Genomic DNA, 24,833 nt, shown 5'->3' with positions numbered 1-24,833 from the left:
TTAGCACTCTTCTATTGTATTGTCAAATAAAGAGGGGATTATTATGTGTAAAATATTTCAAAAAACATTTCGTTCTTCTTGACGCCGACTTCATTATTTTCCCATAATAAAACTAACTAAATAAAAAGGAATGAATCAAAGATGCTAAATTTAGTACTCATGATGATTGAACGAGTCGGACTTATAGTTATTTTAGGATTTTTACTCTCTCATATTAAAACTTTCAGGCGCCTCCTTCATAAACAGGACGGCTATGTAGATAAGCTTAAGCTTATTTGTATTTTTTCGGTATTTACAATTGTAAGCAATTACACTGGGATTGAAATAGCAGGAAATACGATTATGAATGAAAATTGGTTACAAGGTGTTTCTTCGTCAAGTACAATTGCGAATACGCGTATTATGGGTGTTGGTATTAGTGGCTTACTTGGTGGCCCTATCGTAGGGGTTGGAGTCGGGTTTATTGCTGGTATTCATCGTTATATGCTTGGTGGTACGACAGCGCTAAGCTGCGCAATCTCTTCTATTTTAGCGGGGATTATAACTGGTTATATCGGATATATTTTCAAAAAATATAATCGTACAATTACTCCTAAGTTTTCAGCAGTTTTAAGTGTTTTTATCGTATCTTTAGAAATGGTTATGATTTTATTAATTATAGAGGATGGAATTAGCGTTGTGAAAACAATAGCGATACCGATGATTCTTGTAAATAGTTTTGGGAGTTTTATTTTACTTTCTATGATACAAGCTATTTTGCGTCAGGAGGAGAATGCAAAAGCACTTCAGACTCATAAAGTATTGCGTATTGCTGATAAAACGTTACCGTATTTTCGTCAAGGCTTAACAGAAGAATCGTGTAAGCATGTGGCACAAATTATTCACCGCTTTACAGGAACGGATGCGGTATCTTTAACAGATACAGAGAAAATATTAGCGCACGTTGGATTAGCATCAGATCACCATATTCCTTCACATAGTTTAATAACTGGTTTATCAAAAGAAGTTTTACATACAGGGCAAATAATGAAGGCGAAATCACGTGAGGTTATTAATTGCCAACATGAAAGCTGTCCCTTACAAGCCGCTATTGTTATTCCACTAACTTCACATGGAAATACGATAGGTACATTAAAACTGTATTTCAAAAATTCTAACCAGTTAAGTCGCGTTGAAGAAGAATTAGCAGAAGGGTTAGCAAAAATATTCTCCACGCAGTTAGAGTTAGGAGAAGCTGAGTTGCAAAGTAAATTACTTCAAGATGCGGAGATAAAAGCATTACAAGCGCAAATTAACCCACACTTTTTATTTAATGCGATTAATACAGTATCAGCTTTATGCCGAACAGATGTAGAAAAAGCAAGGAAGTTATTATTACAGCTTAGCGTGTATTTTCGTTGTAATTTGCAAGGGGCACGTCAGTTATTGATTCCACTAGAGCAAGAATTAAACCACGTACAGGCATACTTATCACTAGAACAAGCAAGGTTCCCAAATAAGTATGAGGTAAAGATGTATATTGAGGATGAGCTAAAAACAACTTTAGTACCACCATTTGTTCTTCAACTATTGGTTGAAAATGCATTGCGACATGCTTTTCCGAAGAAGCAACCAATATGCGAAGTGGAAGTGCATGTTTTTGAAAAAGAGGGTATGGTTCACTTTGAAGTAAAAGATAATGGACAGGGAATTGAGGAAGAACGTTTAGAACAATTAGGAAAGATGGTAGTTTCATCAAAGAAAGGGACTGGAACAGCTTTATATAATATTAATGAACGTCTTATTGGGTTATTTGGGAAAGAAACGATGCTTCATATCGAAAGTGAATTAAATAAAGGGACGGAGATTACCTTTATTATTCCAAAAAAAGCAGGGGAGGAAGAGCCGGGTGTTAAAAGTATTAGTAGTTGACGATGAAATGTTAGCACGTGATGAACTAAAGTATTTATTAGAGAGAACGAAAGAAGTTGAGATAGTTGGTGAGGCTGATTGTGTGGAAGATGCATTAGAAGAACTAATGCAAAGTAGACCAGATATTGTGTTTTTAGATATTCAATTATCCGATGATAACGGATTTGAAATCGCGAATATATTAAAGAAGATGAAAAATCCACCTGCAATTGTATTTGCTACTGCCTATGATCAATATGCGTTGCAAGCATTTGAAGTAGATGCATTAGACTACATTTTAAAACCATTTGATGAAGAACGTATTGTGCAAACATTAAAGAAGTATAAAAAACAAAAACAAGCGCAAATAGAAACGAAGCACGAAATAAAGGGGACAGATGTAGCAGCAGAGATGCATAAATTAGCATTACCAATTGAAGAATCAATCGTACTTGTGAATATTGAAGACATTATATATGTAGGGCTTGTAGATGGGAAAGTAACAGTAAAAACAATGAGGGAAACGTATGTAACACATGATACACTTGTAATTTTAGAGAAGAAGTTACCACAAGCAAGCTTCATGCGCATCCATCGTAGCTTTATTGCGAATATTAATCATATTACTGAAATTCAGCCATGGTTCAATTCTACTTATAATTTAATCATGAAAGAAGGATCGAAAGTACCTGTTAGCCGTACATATGCAAAAGAACTCAAGAAGCTGCTTCGTATTTAAGAAGCGGCTTTTGTATTTCATCCTTTTATATTTGTAACTGATTCTGTATATTTGACGTTCCATTATGTAAACGCTTACTTGGGTGTTTATATCCTATACAATAAAGGTACCAAATCGAAAGAGGTGGCCAAAATGAGTACGAAAAAAGTATATAGTTTCTTATCACAAGCATTTATATTCTCAGCTATTATGTTAATTTCAAATATTATTGCAACGCATTTACCAATTCCAATGCCTTCATCGGTAATCGGGTTAGTTATTTTATTTAGTCTATTATGTTTAAAAGTAATTAAATTGGAGCAAGTTGAATCACTTGGAACAGCTTTAACCGGTATTATCGGATTCCTTTTCGTCCCATCAGGTATTTCAGTTATTAATTCTCTTGGTGTAATGGGGCAATACTTTGTACAAATTTTAACTGTAATTGTTGTAGCAACAGTTATTTTACTCGCTGTAACAGGATTATTTGCACAATTCATTTTAGGAAAAGATGAAAAAGAAACAGAAGATACAAAAGAATTGAAAGTAGTAAATAAAGGACGCAAGCACGGAAAGGTTGCGTAACCATTGCATTTATATATTGTTAGGAGGTAATGAATATGGCAAGCACAATGACTCCATATTTCGGAATCGTCGTTTCATTAATCGCATACGGAATCGGAACATTATTATTCAAGCATTCAAAAGGGTTCTTCCTATTTACACCATTATTCGTAGCGATGGTATTAGGCATTGTCTTTCTAAAGGTAGGTAACTTTACTTTTGAAGAATATAATACTGGTGGAAAAATGATTAGTTTCTTCTTAGAGCCAGCAACAATTGCATTCGCTATCCCACTATATAAACAAGTTGATAAGTTGAAAAAATATTGGTGGCAAATTTTATCAGCTATCGTGGTTGGATCTATTTGCTCAGTAATTGTCGTGTTCATTGTTGCAAAAGCAATCGGTTTAGATACAGCAGTAATGAATTCAATGCTACCGCAAGCAGCAACAACAGCAATTGCGTTACCAATTTCAGAAAGTATTGGTGGTATTCCTGCAATTACATCGTTTGCGGTTATTTTCAACGCAGTTATCGTATATGCATTAGGAGCATTATTCTTAAAAACATTTAGAGTGAAACATCCGATTGCAAAAGGTTTAGCACTTGGAACAGCGGGCCATGCATTAGGAGTTGCAGTAGGAATTGAAATGGGTGAGGTAGAGGCAGCGATGGCAAGTATTGCTGTAACGGTAGTTGGGGTTGTAACAGTAGTTGTCATCCCAATGTTCATGCCATTCATTGGATAGTAAAACTTACTTAAAAAATAAGAAAAGCAAGCTATTTGTAGGACAGATTTCTACTGATAGCTTGCTTTTTATGTTACAGTAGTGGTAAGACCTATTTAAAAAAATGTAAGTTTCCTTAAATCTTCATTAATACTATGTAGAATACGTTTTGAATTAGGTCATTGTATTGTAAAATAAGAAGTAAGCTACTATATACCTGTTAAGGTAGGCATATAATGAGTTTATAAAAATCTTAATATGAATGAATAATTAAAAGTAGAAAAGAGAGAGAAATCTACTTATTAACGTTTTAGTTTATAGGACAGGAGAGAGTATTCGTCGATTATGCAAATAAAAAACCTGTTTCAAAGCAAAGGATTTCAGAGGTTACTCGTATTAGTAATACTTGCTCTCGTGTTATACGGGCTGCAAAGTATGGTGAATTTAATATTAATTACGTTTATTCTCACGTATTTAATGGATCGATTCCAAAAGTTTATTTCCCGCAAATTAGATCATTTCATGCCTATTAATCGAAAAATTATTATAGCATTTCTATATGTAATGTTAATTGGTGGAATTGCTATTACGCTATTTAAATATTTACCAGTATTAACGATACAAATTTCACAATTGATTTACCAATTCAATGTATTTTTAAGAAACCCACCAGATAGTGAACTAATTAGGTATGCAGTTAATGCTGTCAATCATATGGAGCTTTCTAAATATGTAGGACAAGGCGTAGACATTTTGTATAAATCGATTACGAATGTTGGTAAATTTGGCCTTCAAGTTTTACTTTCTTTAATTTTGAGTTTGTTTTTCTTACTAGAAAAATCTCGTATTGTTGGTTTTACTGCAAAGTTTAAAGAAAGCAGGCTTGCAATTTTCTATACTGAAATTGAGTACTTTGGAAAGAAATTTGCACGCTCATTTGGAAAGGTAATCGAAGCACAATTTTTAATTGCTGTTGTTAACTGTGTTCTTTCAGTTATCGCATTATGGATATTAGGATTCCCGCAATTATTAGGTTTAGCGTTAATGATTTTCTTGCTTGGCTTAATTCCAGTAGCGGGGGTTATCATTTCGTTATTCCCACTTTGTATGATTGCTTACAATATTGGCGGTATTATGTACGTTGTTTATATTTTAATTATCGTAACAGTGATTCATGCGCTTGAAAGTTACGTATTAAATCCGAAGTTTATGTCGCAAAAAACAAATTTACCGATTTTCTATACTTTTATGGTATTAATTTTCTCAGAGCACTTCTTAGGTGTATGGGGACTGATTATCGGTATTCCAATTTTCATTTTCTTATTAGATGTCCTAGATGTGACAAGTGATGAAATGGAGAAGGATGTTGGAACGAAATAAAGTGAAGTAGAGAAAAAGCATCGATGTTCGATGCTTTTTCTTTTATAACATTATGTTTCTTATGCCATACTGTAAGGAGAATATAGAATAGGGGTGAAGTAATGGCTGTAAATGAAAAGGTAGAAGTGGCTACATTTGCTGGAGGGTGTTTCTGGTGTATGGTTTCTCCATTTGAAGAGATGGAGGGAATTATACAAGTTGTTTCAGGTTATACAGGCGGTCATAAAGAGGACCCAACGTATAAAGAAGTGTGCTCAGAAACAACAGGACATTATGAAGCGGTACAAATTACATTTGATGCAAACAAAATGCCGTATGAGGAATTGTTACATATATATTGGAGACAAATTGATCCTACCGATATTGGAGGACAATTCCACGACCGCGGACAGTCTTATGAAACAGTGATTTTTTATCATAATGAAGAACAACATAAAAAAGCAGAAGCCTCAAAAGAAGAACTTGAGCAGAGTGGGCGCTTTTCAAAACCAATTGCGACAAAAATATTGCCAGCAGCTACATTTTATCCAGCTGAAGAATATCATCAAGGATATCATAAGAAAAATACATTCCGTTATGAGTTATATCGTAAAGGCTCAGGACGAGATGCTTTTATTAAGCAACATTGGCCAAAGGATAATGCTCATTTAAAAGAAAAACTCAATGAGATGCAGTTTTATGTAACGCAGGAAAATGGTACAGAACCACCATTTCGAAATGAGTATTGGAACCATAAAGAGGAAGGTCTTTATGTAGACATCGTTTCAGGTGAGCCGTTGTTTACTTCTCTAGATAAATTTGATAGTGGATGTGGATGGCCTAGTTTTACAAAACCAGTTATGTCAGCAAGTGTGAAAGAAAAGATGGATGTGAGTCATAATATGACACGTACAGAAGTGAGAAGTAAAGAAGGAGATTCACATCTTGGACACGTATTTCCAGATGGTCCAGGACCGAATGGACTTCGTTACTGTATTAATTCCGCAGCTCTTCGATTTATCCCGAAAGGGGAGTTAGAAAAAGAAGGATACGGTGATTTCTTAATCTTGTTTGGGAATAAAAAATAACCTCGCAGTTAGCGAGGTTATTTTTTTGCTATTTTGTTTTTTTCTTTTTAAATTTGCTTAATACTTCATAAACGATTGGAACAATAAGAAGTGTTAATAATGTTGAACTTGTTAATCCACCAATTACCGTTACACCAAGTCCTTTAGAAATTAAGCCGCTACCTTCAAATCCTAATGCAAGCGGGATAAGAGCCCCGATTGTTGCAATTGCAGTCATTAAAATCGGACGAAGGCGTGTTGCACCAGCTTCTAATAAAGCTTCACGTGTTGATAAACCTTCATTTTCTTTATGAATAACGCGGTCGATAAGCACGATTGCGTTTGTTACAACGATACCGATTAACATAAGCGCCCCAATCATTGCAGATACACTTAATGTTTCACCAGAGATTAATAAGGCAACAAGAGCCCCAATAATTGTGAATGGTAGCGAGAATAAAATTGCGAATGGTGCAAGGGCACCGCCAAATGTAACGACAAGAACGAAGTATACAATGGCAATCGCAGCTAACATCGCTAGGCCAAGTTGCTTGAATGATTCTTGAATATCTTTAGTAACACCGCCCATAGAAACATCTACACCAGAAGGAAGATCCATTTTATCTACTTCTTTTTGGACTGCAGCAGATGCTTTTGAAACGTCATCAGATGTTAATTTTGCACTAACCTCTGCATAAACACGGCCATCTCGGTGTGTTACTGTATTCGATGTTTCACCTTCTTTTACAGTCATAACATCTTTCACAGCTACTTCATTACCAAGTGGTGTTGTAATTTTGCGATTTGTTAAGTCATCGATTGTTTCATAATTTTGTTTTTCAGCTTCTACATATACATTGATATCTTTACCGTCTTTTTTAATAGTTGTCAGAACAGGGCGGTCATGTTGATTAGAAAGTCCCATTCCAATTTGAGCAGCCGTTAAGCCCATTTTACTTAGCTTTTCTTGATCTGCGACTAAAGTGTACTCTGCATATGTTTTTGCAATACTAGAATCTATATCTTTTAAGTCTTTATTTTTCTTCATGATATTTTGAATATCTTTTACGACAGGCTTAATGTCTTCTGAGCTATCTCCGTAAACGTATAGTTTAATTTCATTACTACCGCCACTTGCTCCGAAGTCTTGGTTTTTCCATTCACCTTTGCCAGACATCTTCTGTAAATCTTTAACGACTTGTTCTTTTTCTTTTTCGAAGTTTTTCGTGTCGTTATCATATTGAACGAAGAACATAGCTTGATTTGTTTGACCAGGGCTCATTGGGTTCTCTCCACCTAATGAGAACTGAATTGTTTTCACGTCTTTATTATCTTGGAAGTGCTTTTCAGCTTTCGTTGCAATTTTTTCAACGTCTTCTAATGTTTGACCTGGTTCAGGTTTGTATGTTGCGATAATCATTTTTTCTTCTTCAGAAGGTAAGAAACTTACACCGATAACGGGCACAAGTGCGAGACTACCAACTAATAGAAGGACAGCAATACTAGATGTAATAATTTTGTGATTTAAAGCCCATTCAAGTATACGTTTATACCCATTTGCTAATTTGCTCGGTTTCTCTTCATGATGTACCTCTTTTTCTCTCATGCTTTCTTTCTTAAATAAGGAATGAGCAAGCATTGGTACGATTGTAACAGCCACTAGTAACGACGCTAATAAAGCGAAGACGATAGTTAAGGCAAATGGTAAGAACATTTCACCAATCATACCTTTTACAAGTCCTAGAGGTAAGAATACAGCGATTGTCACAATGGTAGAAGACATAATAGGGATAAACATTTCTTTCGTAGCTTCACGAATTAAATCTTTTCCGCGCAATTTCTCTTCTGATAACGACATACGTCGGTAAATATTTTCAATAACAACAATTGAGTCATCAACAACACGGCCTATAGCCACTGTCATTGCTCCAAGCGTCATAATGTTAAGCGTAATATCCATTTGCTTTATGACTAAAACAGCAATTAATAAAGAAAGTGGTATTGAAACGACAGAGATTAACGTTGTTCGAATATTTCGTAGGAACAGCATAATAATAACAATCGCAAAGATAGCGCCGAAAATTGCTTTGCTCAGCATTGTTTCAACTGATTTTTCAATAGGTGCACCTTGGTCGAATGTTGAAATGATCTCTAAATCTTTATATTTTTTCTCAAGATCTTTTACTTTATCTTTTACTGCATTTACAACATCAACTGTATTTGCATCAGAGGCCTTCACAATTTGAATTCCAATTGCTTCTTTTCCATTTGTTCGAGAAATGGATTCTGCTTTCCCAACTTCTTTAATGTCAGCAATTTCGTCTAATGTAACTGTTGGAATTCCGTTCATAGCAGCTGGATTCATTTGCGGCGTTTGTGCACCAGCGCCAGCATTTTGACTACCTTGACTGTTAGGTGATGAAGGTATAGCTGGGATTTTGATTTCTTTTAACGCTTTAATTGTTGTAATATTGCCATCTACAACAACTGATTTTTCCGTGTCTTTAAACGTGTATAAGCCAAGTGGTAAAGATACGTCCGATCCCTTAATCACATTTTTTACAGTATCTTCACTTAGTCCTAATTCTTTCATTTTATCTTTCTTGAAGACGAGCTGTACTTCATCTACTTGTTGACCTGCAATTTGAACAGATGCAACACCATCAAGTCCTTTTAATCCTGGTACAACATTTTTCTCTACATTTTCAGTTAAGGTAGCTAAAGATTCATTCTTGCTTGCTACGCTTAACGAAATAACAGGAAAAGCATTGAAGTTTACTCGTGAAACTTTAGGATCTTTAACACCTTCTGGGAGTTTCACATTCGTGAGAGCCTCTTTAATTTCCGTTTCTGCTTTTTCCATATTTTTATCAAAATCGTATTCTACTTGAATAGAAGATGCGTTTTGAAAAGATGATGAGCTCACAACGTTAACACCGCTTAAATTTTGTAGTTGTTCTTCCATCGGCTTTGAAACTTTATCAGCTACTTCTTCTGGTGTAGCACCAGGATAGACCGTAGTTACTGTCACAATCGGTGTTGTAATATCAGGAATTGTTTCCAGCTTCATATTGAGTCCAGAGTAGATCCCTGCAATAGTAACAATAATGGTTAGTAGCCAAACTGCGAACTTATTTTTTAATGAGAAATTGATGATTTTGTTCATGTTTGCGCTCCCTTTTTATTATATTGACCGAATGGTCAGTCTAATACATAATATAACTGACCATTCGGTCAAACGTCAATAAAAAGAGATGGTATAATACATTTATAATAAGATGCGAGATTAAATTTAGGAGAGAAGATATGAAAGAAAAAGAGCGTTTAATTATAGAATCGGCTATGAAGTTGTTTGCGAATAAGGGTGTAAATGCAACGTCGGTACAAGAAATCGTCACCACTTGTGGTATTTCAAAGGGAGCTTTTTATTTGTATTTTAAATCAAAAGATGAGCTTTTATTAGCGACGCTTCGATATTATTATGACAAAATCCAAAAGAAAATGCTGGATATTGAAAAAGAGTCTTTACTACCACGTGAAAAATTTGAAAAGCAATTATACTTTCAGTTTACTGATGTGCAAAAACATAAAGAATTTATTATTATGCATGCAAGAGAAAATGCCATTCCGTTTAATAAAGAAGTAGAAGAGTTTATGCTACGGATGAAGTTAGAATCTCATGCATTTTATCGAGGTAGCTTACTGTCTATTTATGGTGAAAAGGTCAGTCCATATTTATTAGATTTAGTAATTATGGTAGAAGGTATATGCCATGGTTATTTACAATTAATTATTTTAAATGAACCAGAAATTGATTTCGCTCATGTTGCTTCATTTATTTTAAAAAGAGTAGACGATTTAGTAGAAGGGCTTCTAGAATCTTCAGAAGGGCCTGTTTTAAATGAAGAAAAAATGGGAGAGTTTTTTTGTAGCTCAGAGCTTATTAAAGAACAAGTGAAAGAGCATTTTTTAAATGAAATTATTATATTAAAACGAACATTAGCAGACCAACTAGAAAATGATGAGGTTTTAGTTACTTTAGATGTTTTAGAATCCGAAATGAGAGTGCCGAATCCAAGGATTCCAGTTATTCGAGGGATGTTAGCGAATTTAGAAGCGTATAATGATTTGAAGGATTTTAGATTGAGATTAGCTCGATATTACTATATAAATTAAGGCTTTAATCAGTGGGGGTTCATTCCCACTGATTAAATTTGAAAATAGTTTTTATTTTACATTTTGAAATTTATACATGTCACCATAAGCGTTGGTGTCGTTGTATATAAACAATACAATATCTGCATTTTGTTCTTCTAGTTGCTGCTTCACACTTTTTCCTTGCGTGTAACGAGGGTCAATAAAAGTTGTTTTAGCAAAATTATGTGCAAATAAAGGATATGTAGCATCAGCATACGAATCTTTTAAGATAACAAGGTGTAACTCATTGTCCGCCTTTGTATTAATGATATTTATTTCAGGGAAATCTGTTTGATAAACATTAGCATATCCAGGAGCAGGAATATCTTTTTCTTTTCCATAAAACTGAGTCATTGATTCCTTAGCGGTATCATCTTTAATAGCACCATAGTAAACTGTGTAGTCGTCCCAAGATTCACCGAAATTATAGTGGACATATGGAATTTGTACGGATGAAGTATCGATTAAGCGGTATAATTGATTATTCCAGCTACCAACAAACTTTCCTTTCGGTTTTTCCCAGTTAATAGTGTAGTTGTCTTTCTTTATTGGTTGTCCTTTATATTTGTTTGAATGAGAATTAATAAAGTTCATCGTATCCTCATATGCATAAAAGGCACCTTCCATATTCCAATGATGATCTGTAGTTAAATACATTCGTTCTAGTTTTTCGTTAGTAAATCTTTCTTTAAACATTGGTAATACATCAATAATAGGGAATTTCGTTGCTGTCAATTTCTCAGCAAGGTGATCCCTAAGAATTTGTTCGTAACCAAGATTTAGGTAAGAGGGAAGCTTATACTGTAACGCTGTCTGCTTACTAGGAACTAAAGAGAAATAGAATTCTGTTTGTGGAAAATCTTTTTTCAAAGTGTTTAATTCCTGAACACCAGCATCAACATCATTTAAATGATTTTCCATATTAGGTCTATTAAAAATGAATTGATCGTTTGTAACATGAATGTTGTTTACGAATGTTCGATTCATAGAGAGTTGGAATTTTATATAGCTTTCAAGAAAGAGATCCCTAGGTCCAACATGGTCTGTAAAGTGTGTTTCGATACCTTTGAATAACTCTCCAGTTTTTATGGTAGAAGCATTTACAGCAGGTCTAATTGCTAAGTTTCTGTTTTCAAATTCAGAAAATGTTTTTTTATCTATAAGGATAACTTTTGCTGTCCAAATACCCACCCCAAAAATAACTGTAAGGAACCCCATTATTAAAGTGAGGTTTTGAAACTTTTTCATAGTGAACCTCCTTTAAAAACGGAAATAAATAAATGGATTATAAGTTGCATTTGTTAGGAATACTAAAACAATGACTAGAATACTTAAATAATATACTGGCGATAAAACAGCAAATCTTTTTGTCGATAACATTTTTTGTAACCATGGGAATACGGGTGCTGCAGTAATAATAGCTAATAAGAAAATTCCCCAATAATTCATTATATAGAAGTAACTGTTAATATCTGTTAACGGACCGTTAAATCCGAACATGGATTTTAGGAATTCAAAGCAATAACTGAAGTTATCTGCACGGAAAAACACCCATCCAATAATAACTAAAAACATCACGTAAATATGTTGAAGAGGACTCCATAATTTTTGAAGTAGGTTTTCGAGTCCAGCTTTTTCAAGTGCAATTAGAACTCCATAATAAATACCCCAAATCATAAAGGTCCAACTAGCACCATGCCAAAAACCGGTTAGTCCCCATACAATGAAGAGGTTACGATAAACTTTCCAAGTTGTAACGCGATTTCCTCCAAGTGGAATATAGACATAATCACGGAACCAAGAACCGAGCGAAATATGCCAACGACGCCAAAATTCAGAAATGGATTTTGAGATATATGGATAATTAAAGTTTTCTAGAAAATCAAATCCAAACATCTTTCCTAATCCAATTGCCATGTCACTATATCCAGAAAAATCAAAGTAAATTTGTAGCGTATAGGCAATGGCTCCCATCCAAGCTAATGATACACTCATATCAGAAGGATTCATTGCGAAGATCTCATCGGCTATAACACCTAATTGGTTAGCGATTAAAACTTTTTTACCTAAACCAATAATAAATCGGCGGACACCTTCAGAGAATTTGTCGGCATCAACAGTTCGCTCGTGTAATTGATGAGAAATTGTATTATAACGAACAATTGGTCCTGCTACTAACTGTGGAAATACAGTAAAGTATAAGGCCAAATCAAAGATATTTCGTTGAGCATCGACTTTTTTCTTATAAATATCGATAATATAACTCATCGCATGGAACGTGAAAAATGAAATACCAATTGGTAAAGGTATTTTTTCAAGAACAATATTGGTATGTAAGATAGAGTTAATATTATCTACTAAAAAGTTTGCATATTTAAAATATCCTAAAATAGCGGTATTCATTACAATTGCAAACGTTAGTAATAATTTTCTTTGACCATTTGTGAAGCGACTATTCCCTAATAAAATCCCAAACCAATAGTTAACAAGGATAGAGAACAGCATTAGGAAAACATAAATGGGTTCGCCCCAAGCATAAAATACTAAACTAAAAAATAATAAAACTATATTTTGTAGTTCTTTGCGTACAGCATAATAAATTAAGAGTACGGCAGGTAAAAATAAACATAAAAAGACAAGGTTACTAAATACCATTTCAATTAATTCCTTTCCTATTTTATCTAAATAATACCAAAAATATCATTGAAATGTAATAATTAAAAAACTAGGATATGATTAACATATTTAATTTTTTATATTGTGGGAGATATAAAAAATCCTTGTTTATAAAAAAAGGCCGTCCCTAAATATTTTTAGGAACGGCTTTTTTACCAATATGAAATAATTTAGTTATTTTTTTCTGACCATTTTTCAACATCCCAAACCTTTGTGATCCAATCTTCATAGAATTCCGGTTCGTGACATACAAGGAGAATTGTTCCTTTATATGCTTTCATAGCCTTCTTAAGTTCTTCTTTTGCTGTAACATCAAGATGGTTTGTCGGCTCATCAAATAGTAGCCAGTTACTTTCTTCACCCATTAACTTACATAAACGAACTTTTGCTTGTTCTCCACCACTTAATTGACTTAATGGGCGAGAAATATGTTCATTTTTTAATCCGCATTTTGCTAACATCGCACGAATTTGATGTTGGTCTAGGCCAGGGAATGTATTCCATACATCATCAATTGGTGTTATATTATCAGCTTTAACTTCTTGCTCAAAGTATGCAGGCTCTAAGAAGTCACCAAGACTTGTTTTACCGTTTAAAGGTTTAATTTTACCTAAGATTGTTTTTAGTAACGTTGATTTACCAACACCATTACATCCAACAATAGCAATTTTTTCACCACGCTCAATTGTCATTGATAGCTTTGGTAGTAGCGGATGTGTATATCCGATTTCTACATTTTCACCTTCAAAGACGAAGCGACTACTTGCACGACTTTCTTTAAATGAGAATTCAGGTTTAATTGCTGTTTCCGGACGATCAATAAGTTCCATACGATCAAGTTGTTTTTGACGACTCTTTGCACGACCTGTCGTTGAATAACGAGCCTTGTTCTTTGCAATGAAGTCTTCTTGCTTTTTGATAAACTCACGCTGCTTTTCATAAGCGTTTATATGTTGATTTTTATTGATTTCTGCTAGTTCTAGGAATTTTTCATATGTCGCTGTATAGCGCGTCATTTTTGTGAATTCTAGATGGAAAATAACATCAACACATTTGTTCATAAATTCTGTATCATGAGAAATTAATAAGAATGCATGTGGATATTCTTTTAAATAAGTTGTTAACCAATGAATATGTTCAACGTCTAAATAGTTAGTAGGTTCATCAAGCAATAACACTTCTGGTTGTTCAAGTAATAGCTTTGCAAGCAATACTTTTGTACGTTGTCCACCACTTAGTGCTGAAACATCACGATCTAAACCAATAGCATCAATTCCAAGACCACGTGCAGCCTCTTCAATTTTCATATCTAGTAAATAGAAACCGCCTGCTTCAAGTGCATCTTGTATTTCTGCCATTTGTTCAAGAAGTTCTTCTAGTTCTTCTGGTGTAGCAGTTCCCATTTTTTCTGTAACTTCATTTAAAGCTGTTTCCTTTTCGAATAACGGTAAAAATGCATCCGCTAGTACGTCACGAATTGTACGTCCAGGTGTTAAAACCGTATGCTGATCTAAGTAACCGTAATGTGTGCCTGGTGTCCATTCTACACGACCTTCGTCATGAATAAGCTGACCAGTAATGATATTCATGAATGTTGATTTACCAACACCGTTTGCACCAACTAATCCAACGTGCTCACCTGCTAATAATCGCATAGATACATCTTTAAATAATGTACGATCGCCAAATGTATGTCCTAATTTTTCAACTGTTAATAAGCTCATAGTATCCTCCGTCCAACTTGAAATAGTACCTTGAATCATGATACTAAATTCTTTCATATAATGCCATCATTTCAAAATGTATATTTTTTCAAAAAAAGGGTTGCATTAATTTTCTGAAAATATATAATATAATTGAACAGTGGTTAATTAAATGTGTGAGGTATGAAATATGTCGCCAAGGAAAGCAGTTAAACAAGAACTAACAAGAGAAATGATTATGAATGTAGCTAGGGGGCTATTTATAGCACAAGGATATCAACATACTTCAATGCGCAAAATTGCAACAGAACTTGGATATAGCCATGGTTCGATTTATTATCATTTTAAAAACAAAGCAGAGCTATTTTACGCAATGGTGGAACAGGATTTTCAATTATTAAATAAAAAGTTAGATGAAATTTGTAATCAAAAATTATCGAGAGAAGAGCAACTAAGAGCAGTTTTATTCGGTTTTATTGAATTTGGTCTAAGAAATCAGAGTCATTATGAAATTATGTTTTTAATTAAAGATGCCGAATTAAAAGAGTGTTTGGCAAATAGTCCTAATGTTAGCTATGAAAAATTTGCGAAGGTTATTTCTTCTTTATGTGATGGGAAATTAAATGCGATGATAATATGGTCTGTTTTTTTATCATTACATGGATTTGTAGCACATTATTGCAGAAGTGGTCAAACGTTTGAAGAACTACAAGGTTTGGCTAAAGTACATGTAGAGTTTATTTCAAAATCGCTTCTTATGTAAGTGATTTTCTTTTTAACATTAATTGAACGGTGGTTAATTATTTTGGGAGGGGATTTATAATGAAAAAGGCTTTAGTATTAGGTGCTTCTGGTTCAATGGGTTATGCAATTGTAAACGAATTATGTGACCGAGGGATTCATGTAGTTGCTTTTGCAAGAAATAAGGAGAGATTAGGTGCATTATTTTCTGGGAACAAACATGTAGAAGTTGTAGCAGGCGACGTATTTATACAAGAGGATATAATGAATGCTGCTAAAGATGTTGATATTATATTTCATGCTGTAAATATTCCGTATTCAGATTGGGAGAAACAACAAGAGAAATTATTAATAAACATATTAGAGGTATCGAAACATTACGGTATCAAACTAGGAATAGTTGATAATATTTATGCGTATGGAAGGCAAGGGGAAGGGCTTGTAAAAGAAGATGCTAAAAAGAGACCACAAACAAAGAAAGGGAAGATTCGTTTACAACTTGAAGAGATGGCAAAACAAGCTAATGTACGAATGTTTATTGCTCATTTCCCAGACTTTTATGGTCCAAATGCAGAAAATACACTTGTCCATCATACATTAAAGGGAATACTTGCAAATAAAATGTCTAGCTTTGTTGGAGATAAAAAGATTGCCCGTGAATATATTTTTACACCAGATGGTGCAAAAGCGATGGTTGAATTAGCTTCACATGATGAGGCCTATGGACAAAATTGGAACATACCAGGTTATGGTGTCATTACAGGTGAGGAAATGATTCAACACATACGGGAATTAACGGGATATACCAAACGAATAATAGCTGTAAAAAGAGGAATGATCCAGTTCATTGGTATGTTTGATAAGCAGATGAAAGAATTTGTGGAAATGCTATATTTGACGGAAAAACCAGTTGTATTAAGCGGGGAGAAATATGAGAGGTGTATCGGGGAGATACCAAAAACTTCGTATTATAATGGGCTAAAAGAAATGATTATATCTATGCAAAAAAAGGGTGTGTAAATGTTAGGATATAAAAAAGTTACTTCTACCTATAGAAGTAACTTTTTTGTTATGCCTTTTGTTTAACTTCACTAACTTTCTTTTCAGCTACAATAAAATGTGGTCTACGTTTTGTTTCATAATAAATACGACCGATATATTCACCAATAACCCCTAGGAATATGAGTTGAATACCGCCAATAAATAGTATAGCGGAAATGAGAGTAAAGTAACCAGGAACTTCCACACCACCAAGGATGATTTGAACGAACGTAGTGATTACATATAAAAGTCCAAAAATGGTTGTTAGTAATCCAAGATATATAGATAGACGTAACGGTTTATTATTGAATGAAATTACACCATCAATTCCGTAATTTAATAATTTCGAGAAGGTCCATTTACTTTCTCCATCAGAACGTAATACATTTTCATATTCAATGATTAATTCGTTATAACCAATCCAAGAGAATAAGCCCTTCGAAAATCGGTTGTATTCACTTAAAGATACTAAAGAATCCACTGCTCTTCGGCTTAAAAGTCTAAAGTCACCAATACCATCTACTAATTCAATATCTACAAATTTATTCATTACTTTATAGTAAAGACGAGAGATGAAAGAGCGAACGGGTGAATCACCAGTTCTTGTCCTTTTTGCAATGACTTGGTCGTAGCCGTCGTTATATCCTTCTAACAGTTCTTTTATTAATGTAGGAGGGTGTTGTAAGTCAGCATCCATAATAACGATTGCATCGCCTGTAGCATATTTTAAACCTGCTAACATTGCAGCTTCTTTTCCGAAGTTTCGACTAAACGATATATAGTGTACCGATGAATCTGCACTAGCTAAATCACGTAAAATATTTAAGGTATCATCTTTACTACCATCATTAACAAAAACAAATTCATAATCGGTAGTTAATTTATGAATTTCAAGAGAAGTCTCTGAATAAAAGGCACGAAGCACCTTTTCCTCATTGTAGCATGGTACTACTATTGAAAGGGTCATGTTAGGACCTCCTTAGGTGTAATTTTAAACTGGGCATGAAGTAAAAGTGAAGCAATCATCTTCAACTTTTACTTCACTTCATTTTAATAACTTTTTTTAAAACGATTTTTTAATTTTGAATATCTTTTCGTATCTCCAAGAACTAGAAGCGAGATGCAAATGATAAATGAAATGATAGAAATAACGAGACCCATTTTGAAATAAGGTGTGACGTATTTCATTTCAACTACATGTTGCCCTTTAGAAATAGGAACGCCAATAAAGGCGGAATTAGCCTTCGTAAATTCCGTTTCTTTACCGTCAACTTTTATTGACCATCCTTTACTATACGGTACCGATAAATATAGTAATCCATCCTTATTGGAATTAATCTCACCTTTTAAGGAGTTACCTTCATAGTAAATGTTTTGTAGACTATTTTCTTTTAAAGTATTTACTTTTTTAGGGACAGTCTGATAGTTAGTACTGTTGATTTGTAAGTCTTTCAACTCATATTGACCAGGAGTAGGAATAGAAATGATTAGCTCGGTTGGCTTCGCATCTTTTCCTAAGTTGTAAACAAATCTTTCTAACGGATAAGCATAAGCTCCATCCTCATTACCTTTTATCATAGATTTGTCATTCACAGTAACTCCAAATGATTCCTTGTTTATATTTCTAATTTTAATTTCAACAAGAAGATCACCTAACATATCGTTATTATCAATAGGTACTATTATACGCCCATTTTCATGAACAGTGAGTATATCTTTCTCTTTCTCTATATTTTCCCACTTCATTTTATTTGCATTAATCTTAATTTGTTTTGAATCTAGCTGTTTTGTATTAAATTGTTTTAATGGAAGACTTCCAACATCATTTACAACTACAGCATCTAATAAAAGTTGATCTTTCTCAGCAAAATTAAGTTTTGAAAATTCTTCATTACTTATTCCAGCTTCGTATACATAGCCTAATGGTAGTGCAAATTCATTTTTATAAATGTTGTAAGGACCTACTTGTTGTAAATGCGTATAGCCATAAGGAATTTCGGTTTTATTAGCACCTTCACTTAGTACATAATATTTTACCCCTAGCATGTTCTCAAGGAATAATCGTTTATCTAACTGGAAGAACATAGATGGGCTATCATATCCTTGAAAAACATTGTACTTATTCTTCATAAAGTCATGAACATGATAATTGACTAAGCTTTGATAAGTACTTGTACCATGATAACCTTGCAACATCGGCGTATTTTTATAATTATTGTTTGGATTGATAATTCGATAAAAATCTTTATCTTGATTTTGTATATAACGAATTGCGTCAATTTCATCCTTATTATCAAGACCTGGCCCATGTAATGATTCTTTTGTCACGCCTGCTTGATTAAAGTGTTTACTAAGAGCAAAATCTGAATAGAAGTAATTAATAAATATTACATTGACGAGTACATTTAATACAATGAAACATTGTAAGGCTACTTTTGATAAATAGCGCCATAGTAATATTGTAATAATAGATAATACAGTAGTGCAAATTAAAATTTTATCAATCGTTTGTAGCGGCTGTGCGTTTATATTTACTTTTCTATAGAATGCGTAAATAAATAATGCTGTTGCTAGCAAAGGACCTATTAAAGAATTGACATTCTTTTTGTGGAGCAGCATCCAATCTAGAATGTAGGCGACAGTTTGCGCAACCACAAATGCAAATAAGTAAAACCATCTGTATTGCATAGCAGAAAAGCCATTAAATACGGAATACGTATATGGAAGCATATATAGCACTAACATAAACCCAGTAAAGAGCAATTTATTTGTGACAAGTTTATTGCGTATTAGAAGCGCGCTAGTAATAAGGAAGAGGATGAAAACAGGGAATGCAAGCTGATAATCCTCTGTATTATTAATGAAAAAGATACTTTCCATTAAGTTTTTATAAAACGTATCTTCAAAAAATAACGGTATAGTAAATTTTGTAGCGAGTCGATCGGAACTAAATACACCATTTACAGATGGTATAAAGCAAACAGCAGATAAACCTAGTGATAAAGCATATAGAAAAGCAATTCTAATATAATAAATTATAAATGTTTTAATTGTTTTGTTCTGCTGTGTAGCGAAATATTGGAAAAAGGCATAAATATAGATAAAAATACTAGTAATGAAAGCGAAATAGAAATTTGATGCAAGCATAAGTGCTGTTGCAAACAGGAATAATCCCTTTTTTCGCTCTAAAATATATTTATCTAATCCCCATATTACTAAAGGTAAAAACACTATAGCATCTGCCATGAAATCCCATAATAAAGAATGGCGAATGAAAGTTACACATCCTCCATATATAATGGCAGAAATGAAAGAAGAAAAAATAGTTTTATTGTGATAACGTAAAGAACCATACATGAATAACATCGCTAATGTACTTTTTAAAATACTCATATATAGCTTCATCTCAAAGATTTGGTCAAAATTTAGTTTAGGAAGTAGAAGTGTAAGCCAGAAAAATGGTGCTGTACTATAGTAATAACTAAATTCTCCGAATAAATCTCCACCTAATCCATAATCCCAAGACCAAAATAAATTCCCATCTTTAAATGCGTGTTGTAAAAGGAATGTAAAGAAACTGAATTGTGATAATGCATCTCCCGTACTAGAAAATACACTGTCTGATTTTAGGAAAAAGTAATGAAAAGCAAATGCACATATTATTAATAATGGAATAATAATAAGTGTGCTTTTAGTGAAAAATGTTCTTTTATTTACTTCTGAAGTCATTAAATAAATAAGCCTCCTTAAATGCAATTGCCACATTCTTCATCTCTGGATATCGTTTTAGGATGAAGAAAAACTATGTATGAATCGGCGATTTTTAATAGTATTAATAAAGTGTTCATTTGTGCAATTTGTGTTAAATTTAGGGCGTGAATAGTTAATATTTACATGAAGAATTAACTATGAATTACCTTAATAATAGCTGTTGTACATCTAGTGCTGTTCGTTTCCAAGTATAATCATTCCAGAAAGGCAAGTCAATTTAAGATATAGATTGGAAAAGGGCTCATTTTTTAAGTGAAGAAGATAAAAATAAAAACTTCAAATTTGATTTGAAGTTTTTATTTTTATTTATTTTCGAGCCAGTTTTTTATTTATAAATCCTAAAATCAATCCGCGTATTTGTGGATCGATTGCAAGACCGATAATACCGTATAATATACCAGTAATTGTTAAAGCAACTAGTGGCGGTAAGGTAATTAATATTGTACGGTATAGAATATAGCTGATTATAAAGGCTAAGGTATTGAATATAATCCCTTTAAATAGTAAAGAGAAGCCTTTACGAACAAATAGAGTGAATCCGATTAATAACGTAATCTCGGTAAGGATAGCGGCAATAGCGGCTCCCATCATTCCGAACTGACCACCTAAGACGATGTAACTTATAACGGCAACAGCTAGTCCGATTCCCATTGTTGTTGCGCGTTTCCATTGTTGACCAATTGTCGTTAAATTATCAGCAAGTGGATAGTTAATAGATTGTAGAATGACCATAAAGGCTAAAATGGCAAGAGCATCACCAGCTGGAGCATATTCTTCACCTAACAAAGTAACAATCCAAAAGCTTGGATCAGCGATAAATGGAATGGAGATCCCCATTCCTAAGAAAGACATCAGTTTTAATTCAAACTGAGATAGTTTTCTATGTTCATCAATATTCTTTTCATTTCCAAACGCAAATAATTTTGGATAGAAGGCTGCTGCAATTACACCAGGTATTTGATAAAGGACTGCAGGTATTTTCGATGCAGCTCCAAAGAATCCAACTTGCTCATACGTCGAAACTTTTTCTAATATAATAGGGCCTAACTGTGGTAAAAGCATAATGATAATGCCATTGATTGTGAAAATCAGCAGTTGATCTAAAATTCCTTTGTCCCAGCCCTTATGAACTGTTGTATGGCGGAGTACCATTATGAAGGCGATGACTCCTGTTACAAGACTAGATATCCCGTACATGGCAGCGACTGTCATAAGTGACCATTTCAACGACATTCCTAGTAGAAGCGCAGCTGCGGCTGTTACACCTTGTAGTACAGAAATAATCGCTGTAAATTGCATACGTTCTGTTACTTGGAAATAAGCCATTCCAACGCCTTGTAAAGTTGCTCCAAACATTGTCGGTAGTACAACCCAATATACCATGGCGCGTAAGTAGACATCCGTATAGAAGAACTGAGCAAAAATAGCGAAGAGTACAGAAATTACGACAGCTAATACGAAACGAATGCGTAAATAACTACTGATTAGTACGCTAATATTTGCATCCTTTCTCGTTCCTTCACGCATAAACGTATGTGTCAAACCTGCATCTGTGAAATAACAAATAACAGCGGAAACTGCTAATGCAGTTGTAAACATTCCATACTCACCAGGAGAAACGTATCTTGCAAAGAGAATCGTCGCGATAGCAAGTACAAATCGAACAGTAATATTTCCTACAAATAGGTAGGAGGCATTTTTAAGAATCTTATTTGTTTTCATGAGAAAAAACCTTTCTATTCTTTAGGACTTTTTTAGTTTGTCCTATTTGTAAATTTGATTTGTTTACGGAAAGAGAGGTGAGTACTATATTTTCGGTTTAAGAAAACAGAAATTTAATTCGCACAAACCAAAGCATTGCATATAGTTTTTTACTACGCTTTCCGTTTTTTGAATAGATTTTACGGCAATATTTCTTTATATCTTTTTTGATTAATTGAACTTGAGCATTATCCAATTGAGAGTTTTCTTTAATGTATATACAAGCATTATTGATAACCGTATAAGGGAATAAATAAGTCTCAAGAATCTCAATAAGTGACTGAGGGTCTTTCGTAATGAAGTCTTGAGATTTATTATGTACCCAGTCTTTCATACGATTGAATACTTCCAGTTCTTTAGTAGTTTTTAATTCGTAATCTTTATATTTAGAAGAAAGATTTCCTTCCGATAAGATTCTATAATATGTTAAGTATTCATCGACATAGCATACATTTGTCACACTCATTAGTTTAAATAAAAACTCCAAGTCTTCTCCCCAGCTACATCCTGGTGTAAAACGGATATTATAATTCATTGCGATAGAGCGTTTGAAAATCCAAGTACTTGTTTGAGCAACAACTTGGTGTGTTAAGAATGCTTTTGCCATATCACCTTTAATAAAGTTTGTTGTATGCTCAACCTTTTCACCTGTTTCTTCGTAGAAATTCATATAACCACAATAGCACGCGTCCATGTTGTTTTTATGCATACTCTCGATTTGTTTCTCAATTTTAGTTGGATGCCATAAGTCATCACTATCAAGGAAAGCGACATATTCTCCGCTAGCATTTTCAATCCCTGTATTACGAGCTACTGAAACACCTTGGTTTTTTTGGTGAACGTATTTTACTTGACCCGGATATTTTTCGGCAAGATTTTTTACGATAGAAGGTGATTGATCTTTACTTCCATCATCTACAATTACAATTTCAATGTTTTTATATGTTTGATCCAGTATTGACTGCATTGTTTCTTCAATATATTTTTCTGTGTTATACAGGGGTATGACAACAGAAACAAGTTGTTTTTGTTCCATCATAGAATTTTTATCTCCTCAAATTTTTTATGTCTTGCACCATATATACAAGCCTTTTGAAAGGAAGAAGATTACAAGAACATCTGTATCAGTTTAACGCATATAAACTTTGTAAATCAACTTTCTATTATTGTACTTTGTATAAAAAGTATTTATTATAGAATATATTGTCTTGTAAAAATATAGAAATATAATTTGAAAATTATGTATTTGAAGGGAGAAGATGAGATGTTAAGGCGATTTACTCGCAAATCTAATGTAATTCTTTTAGGGATTATTATGATAGTCGGTTTTGCGCTTCGTTTTGCAACTTTACAAACACATGGTGCAGATTTGACTCTAGCTAGCGATGATCTAGGCTATCAAAAAACGGCAAATATTTTATTGGAAACAGGAATGTTAACATATCATGAGCCGGATAAACCAACTATTCATATTATGCCAGGTTTTCCAGCGTTTTTAGCTACTGTATTTTACTTTTTTGGAAATGGCAATGAAGGCCTTTTTGTAGCTAAATTAATTATTATCCTATTAGGGGTACTTAGTATTTTACTAACTTATAAGATTGGTACTTATTTATTGAATCCCGCTGCAGGATTAATAGGTGCTTTCTTATTAGCTGTGTATCCTCCAGAGATTGTTGTGGAAAATTTAACTTTAACAGAAGGACCGTTTCTATTCTTTTCATTGGGATTATTATATTGGAGCTTAAAATTAGCTGATACTCATAAAACGAAACATTTTCTAATTGTATTAATTTTCTACTTTTTAGCATTGTACTTACGCGTACAAGTTGCTTTATATCCAATACCATTATTTATATATCTCTTAATGAAGCGCTATCCATTCCGCATTATGATGAAGCAAGCGATTATAAGTATAGGAATAGGACTTATCGTACTTGGACCATGGTGGGCCCGCAATTACATTCAATTTGATAAGTTTATTCCACTAACTGCTGGGGCAGGGAATCCGTTATTACTTGGAACGTATCAAGGGAAAGGTTACCCAGAAGGTAAGAATATGGCAGAACTTGAAGTAGAATTACACGCCAAGTACCCTAATTTGGAAGCACATGAATTTATGGAATTAGAAGAAAAAATAGCGAAGGATAAAATGAAAGAATGGTGGAAAACAGATAGGAATTCCATGATAGAGAGTTATTTAATCTTGAAGCCAGAAATTATGTGGAAAAAACCGTATTATTCTATAGAGCATAATATTGAAGTATTTAATGTTTCTGCAAAGGATATGAATGAAATACATAATTTTATTAAGACAATGTTTTTAATATGTACAATACTTTCATTTATCTTCCTTTTAAAAAGGTGGAGAGAGACTACATTTTTATGGTCAATTCTTTTACTGCAAACAGCTTTAACCTGTTTTTATGCCGCATATGAAAGATATGCATTACCATTAATTCCATTTTTATTTATTATAATTGGAGTAGGAACTGTGGCAACGGTTATGAAAATTAGTAAATTATTAATTAGTAAAAAATAGTTTGAAATAAAAAAACATCTTAATTTTTTAAAGAAATTAAGATGTTTTTTTATATATATTCATATTTAAATAGAA

The 24,833-nt window shown here is 33.5% G+C and carries 18 protein-coding genes; 10 read left to right on the top strand and 8 right to left on the bottom strand.

Features of this window, described 5'->3' with window-relative positions; all coding sequences use genetic code 11:
- Positions 1–141 precede the first annotated feature (141 nt).
- The 6 genes from lytS (at position 142) to msrB (ending at position 6,347) form a co-directional block, all read left to right on the top strand.
- Positions 142–1,911 (top strand): two-component system sensor histidine kinase LytS, encoded by a 1,770-nt coding sequence (gene lytS, locus AC241_RS27035; RefSeq protein ID WP_050844777.1) that lies wholly within the window; start codon positions 142–144, stop codon positions 1,909–1,911.
- Positions 1,889–2,629, top strand: coding sequence for a LytR/AlgR family response regulator transcription factor (locus AC241_RS27030; RefSeq protein WP_000921848.1), 741 nt, complete (start codon positions 1,889–1,891; stop codon positions 2,627–2,629). The genes lytS and AC241_RS27030 overlap by 23 nt, the downstream gene beginning before the upstream one ends.
- Before the next feature lie 132 nt (positions 2,630–2,761).
- A complete protein-coding gene (lrgA, locus tag AC241_RS27025) occupies positions 2,762–3,193 on the top strand; it encodes an antiholin-like murein hydrolase modulator LrgA (RefSeq protein WP_000104901.1) in 432 nt (143 codons plus the stop codon).
- A 35-nt stretch (positions 3,194–3,228) separates the two neighbouring features.
- Positions 3,229–3,921 carry an antiholin-like protein LrgB gene (gene lrgB, locus AC241_RS27020; protein ID WP_000168869.1) on the top strand — a complete coding sequence of 231 codons (693 nt, stop codon included), beginning with the start codon at positions 3,229–3,231 and terminating at the stop codon, positions 3,919–3,921.
- Between the two features lie 324 nt (positions 3,922–4,245).
- On the top strand, positions 4,246–5,280 hold the full coding sequence (locus AC241_RS27015; protein ID WP_050844775.1) for an AI-2E family transporter: 1,035 nt from the start codon (positions 4,246–4,248) through the stop codon (positions 5,278–5,280).
- Positions 5,281–5,381: 101 nt separating this feature from the next.
- The gene (msrB, locus tag AC241_RS27010) at positions 5,382–6,347 is read left to right on the top strand and encodes a peptide-methionine (R)-S-oxide reductase MsrB (RefSeq protein WP_016079565.1); all 966 of its coding nucleotides are present in this window, start codon (positions 5,382–5,384) and stop codon (positions 6,345–6,347) included.
- A gap of 28 nt (positions 6,348–6,375) precedes the next feature.
- On the opposite strand, the gene AC241_RS27005 is transcribed toward msrB, so the two are convergent.
- Complete coding sequence (locus tag AC241_RS27005) at positions 6,376–9,492, bottom strand: efflux RND transporter permease subunit (protein WP_050844773.1); 3,117 nt, start codon at positions 9,490–9,492, stop codon at positions 6,376–6,378.
- A 140-nt stretch (positions 9,493–9,632) separates the two neighbouring features.
- Here AC241_RS27005 and AC241_RS27000 point away from each other — a divergent pair, with 140 nt between their 5' ends.
- Entirely contained in the window at positions 9,633–10,502 is an 870-nt protein-coding gene (locus tag AC241_RS27000; protein ID WP_016079567.1) for a TetR/AcrR family transcriptional regulator, read from the top strand.
- Positions 10,503–10,553: 51 nt separating this feature from the next.
- On the opposite strand, the gene AC241_RS26995 is transcribed toward AC241_RS27000, so the two are convergent.
- The 3 genes from AC241_RS26995 to AC241_RS26985 form a co-directional block, all read right to left on the bottom strand.
- A complete protein-coding gene (locus AC241_RS26995) occupies positions 10,554–11,771 on the bottom strand; it encodes an alginate O-acetyltransferase AlgX-related protein (protein ID WP_050844771.1) in 1,218 nt (405 codons plus the stop codon).
- 12 nt (positions 11,772–11,783) lie between these two features.
- Positions 11,784–13,178, bottom strand: coding sequence for an MBOAT family O-acyltransferase (locus AC241_RS26990; protein ID WP_016079569.1), 1,395 nt, complete (start codon positions 13,176–13,178; stop codon positions 11,784–11,786).
- A 191-nt stretch (positions 13,179–13,369) separates the two neighbouring features.
- A complete protein-coding gene (locus tag AC241_RS26985; protein ID WP_016079570.1) occupies positions 13,370–14,923 on the bottom strand; it encodes an ABC-F family ATP-binding cassette domain-containing protein in 1,554 nt (517 codons plus the stop codon).
- A 169-nt stretch (positions 14,924–15,092) separates the two neighbouring features.
- Between AC241_RS26985 and AC241_RS26980 the strand changes: the two genes are divergently transcribed.
- Positions 15,093–15,665 carry a TetR/AcrR family transcriptional regulator gene (locus AC241_RS26980; RefSeq protein WP_000074955.1) on the top strand — a complete coding sequence of 191 codons (573 nt, stop codon included), beginning with the start codon at positions 15,093–15,095 and terminating at the stop codon, positions 15,663–15,665.
- 59 nt (positions 15,666–15,724) lie between these two features.
- Positions 15,725–16,663: an SDR family NAD(P)-dependent oxidoreductase gene (locus tag AC241_RS26975; RefSeq protein WP_016079571.1), complete on the top strand. Its 939-nt coding sequence runs from the start codon at positions 15,725–15,727 to the stop codon at positions 16,661–16,663.
- Positions 16,664–16,712: 49 nt separating this feature from the next.
- On the opposite strand, the gene AC241_RS26970 is transcribed toward AC241_RS26975, so the two are convergent.
- From AC241_RS26970 to AC241_RS26955, 4 genes are all read right to left on the bottom strand, one after another.
- Entirely contained in the window at positions 16,713–17,651 is a 939-nt protein-coding gene (locus AC241_RS26970; protein ID WP_016079572.1) for a glycosyltransferase family 2 protein, read from the bottom strand.
- Between the two features lie 83 nt (positions 17,652–17,734).
- Positions 17,735–20,413, bottom strand: coding sequence for a YfhO family protein (locus AC241_RS26965; protein WP_050844770.1), 2,679 nt, complete (start codon positions 20,411–20,413; stop codon positions 17,735–17,737).
- Between the two features lie 348 nt (positions 20,414–20,761).
- Positions 20,762–22,177, bottom strand: a complete 1,416-nt coding sequence (locus AC241_RS26960) for an oligosaccharide flippase family protein (protein ID WP_029443701.1) — start codon at positions 22,175–22,177, stop codon at positions 20,762–20,764.
- Positions 22,178–22,274: 97 nt separating this feature from the next.
- Positions 22,275–23,255, bottom strand: coding sequence for a glycosyltransferase family 2 protein (locus tag AC241_RS26955; protein ID WP_043935114.1), 981 nt, complete (start codon positions 23,253–23,255; stop codon positions 22,275–22,277).
- 225 nt (positions 23,256–23,480) lie between these two features.
- On the opposite strand from AC241_RS26955, the gene AC241_RS26950 reads away from it, so the two are divergent.
- Positions 23,481–24,758 (top strand): glycosyltransferase family 39 protein, encoded by a 1,278-nt coding sequence (locus AC241_RS26950; protein WP_016079576.1) that lies wholly within the window; start codon positions 23,481–23,483, stop codon positions 24,756–24,758.
- The last annotated feature ends 75 nt before the right edge of the window (positions 24,759–24,833 follow it).

Origin of the sequence: Bacillus thuringiensis (assembly GCF_001182785.1) — a bacterium.
Taxonomy (GTDB): domain Bacteria; phylum Bacillota; class Bacilli; order Bacillales; family Bacillaceae_G; genus Bacillus_A; species Bacillus_A thuringiensis_S.
This window is presented reverse-complemented; position numbering and strand designations above follow the sequence as displayed.

What these genes read in the sequence shown, in the direction of transcription:
- AC241_RS27005 (WP_050844773.1), bottom strand. Translation starts at nt 9,492, where the DNA reads ATGAACAAAATCATCAATTTCTCATTAAAAAATAAGTTCGCAGTTTGG.
- msrB (WP_016079565.1), top strand. Translation starts at nt 5,382, where the DNA reads ATGGCTGTAAATGAAAAGGTAGAAGTGGCTACATTTGCTGGAGGGTGT.
- AC241_RS26960 (WP_029443701.1), bottom strand. Translation starts at nt 22,177, where the DNA reads ATGAAAACAAATAAGATTCTTAAAAATGCCTCCTACCTATTTGTAGGA.
- AC241_RS26970 (WP_016079572.1), bottom strand. Translation starts at nt 17,651, where the DNA reads ATGACCCTTTCAATAGTAGTACCATGCTACAATGAGGAAAAGGTGCTT.
- AC241_RS26950 (WP_016079576.1), top strand. Translation starts at nt 23,481, where the DNA reads ATGTTAAGGCGATTTACTCGCAAATCTAATGTAATTCTTTTAGGGATT.
- AC241_RS26980 (WP_000074955.1), top strand. Translation starts at nt 15,093, where the DNA reads ATGTCGCCAAGGAAAGCAGTTAAACAAGAACTAACAAGAGAAATGATT.
- AC241_RS26985 (WP_016079570.1), bottom strand. Translation starts at nt 14,923, where the DNA reads ATGAGCTTATTAACAGTTGAAAAATTAGGACATACATTTGGCGATCGT.
- AC241_RS26965 (WP_050844770.1), bottom strand. Translation starts at nt 20,413, where the DNA reads ATGACTTCAGAAGTAAATAAAAGAACATTTTTCACTAAAAGCACACTT.
- AC241_RS27000 (WP_016079567.1), top strand. Translation starts at nt 9,633, where the DNA reads ATGAAAGAAAAAGAGCGTTTAATTATAGAATCGGCTATGAAGTTGTTT.
- AC241_RS26990 (WP_016079569.1), bottom strand. Translation starts at nt 13,178, where the DNA reads ATGGTATTTAGTAACCTTGTCTTTTTATGTTTATTTTTACCTGCCGTA.
- AC241_RS27015 (WP_050844775.1), top strand. Translation starts at nt 4,246, where the DNA reads ATGCAAATAAAAAACCTGTTTCAAAGCAAAGGATTTCAGAGGTTACTC.
- lrgA (WP_000104901.1), top strand. Translation starts at nt 2,762, where the DNA reads ATGAGTACGAAAAAAGTATATAGTTTCTTATCACAAGCATTTATATTC.
- AC241_RS26955 (WP_043935114.1), bottom strand. Translation starts at nt 23,255, where the DNA reads ATGATGGAACAAAAACAACTTGTTTCTGTTGTCATACCCCTGTATAAC.
- lrgB (WP_000168869.1), top strand. Translation starts at nt 3,229, where the DNA reads ATGGCAAGCACAATGACTCCATATTTCGGAATCGTCGTTTCATTAATC.
- AC241_RS26995 (WP_050844771.1), bottom strand. Translation starts at nt 11,771, where the DNA reads ATGAAAAAGTTTCAAAACCTCACTTTAATAATGGGGTTCCTTACAGTT.
- AC241_RS26975 (WP_016079571.1), top strand. Translation starts at nt 15,725, where the DNA reads ATGAAAAAGGCTTTAGTATTAGGTGCTTCTGGTTCAATGGGTTATGCA.
- lytS (WP_050844777.1), top strand. Translation starts at nt 142, where the DNA reads ATGCTAAATTTAGTACTCATGATGATTGAACGAGTCGGACTTATAGTT.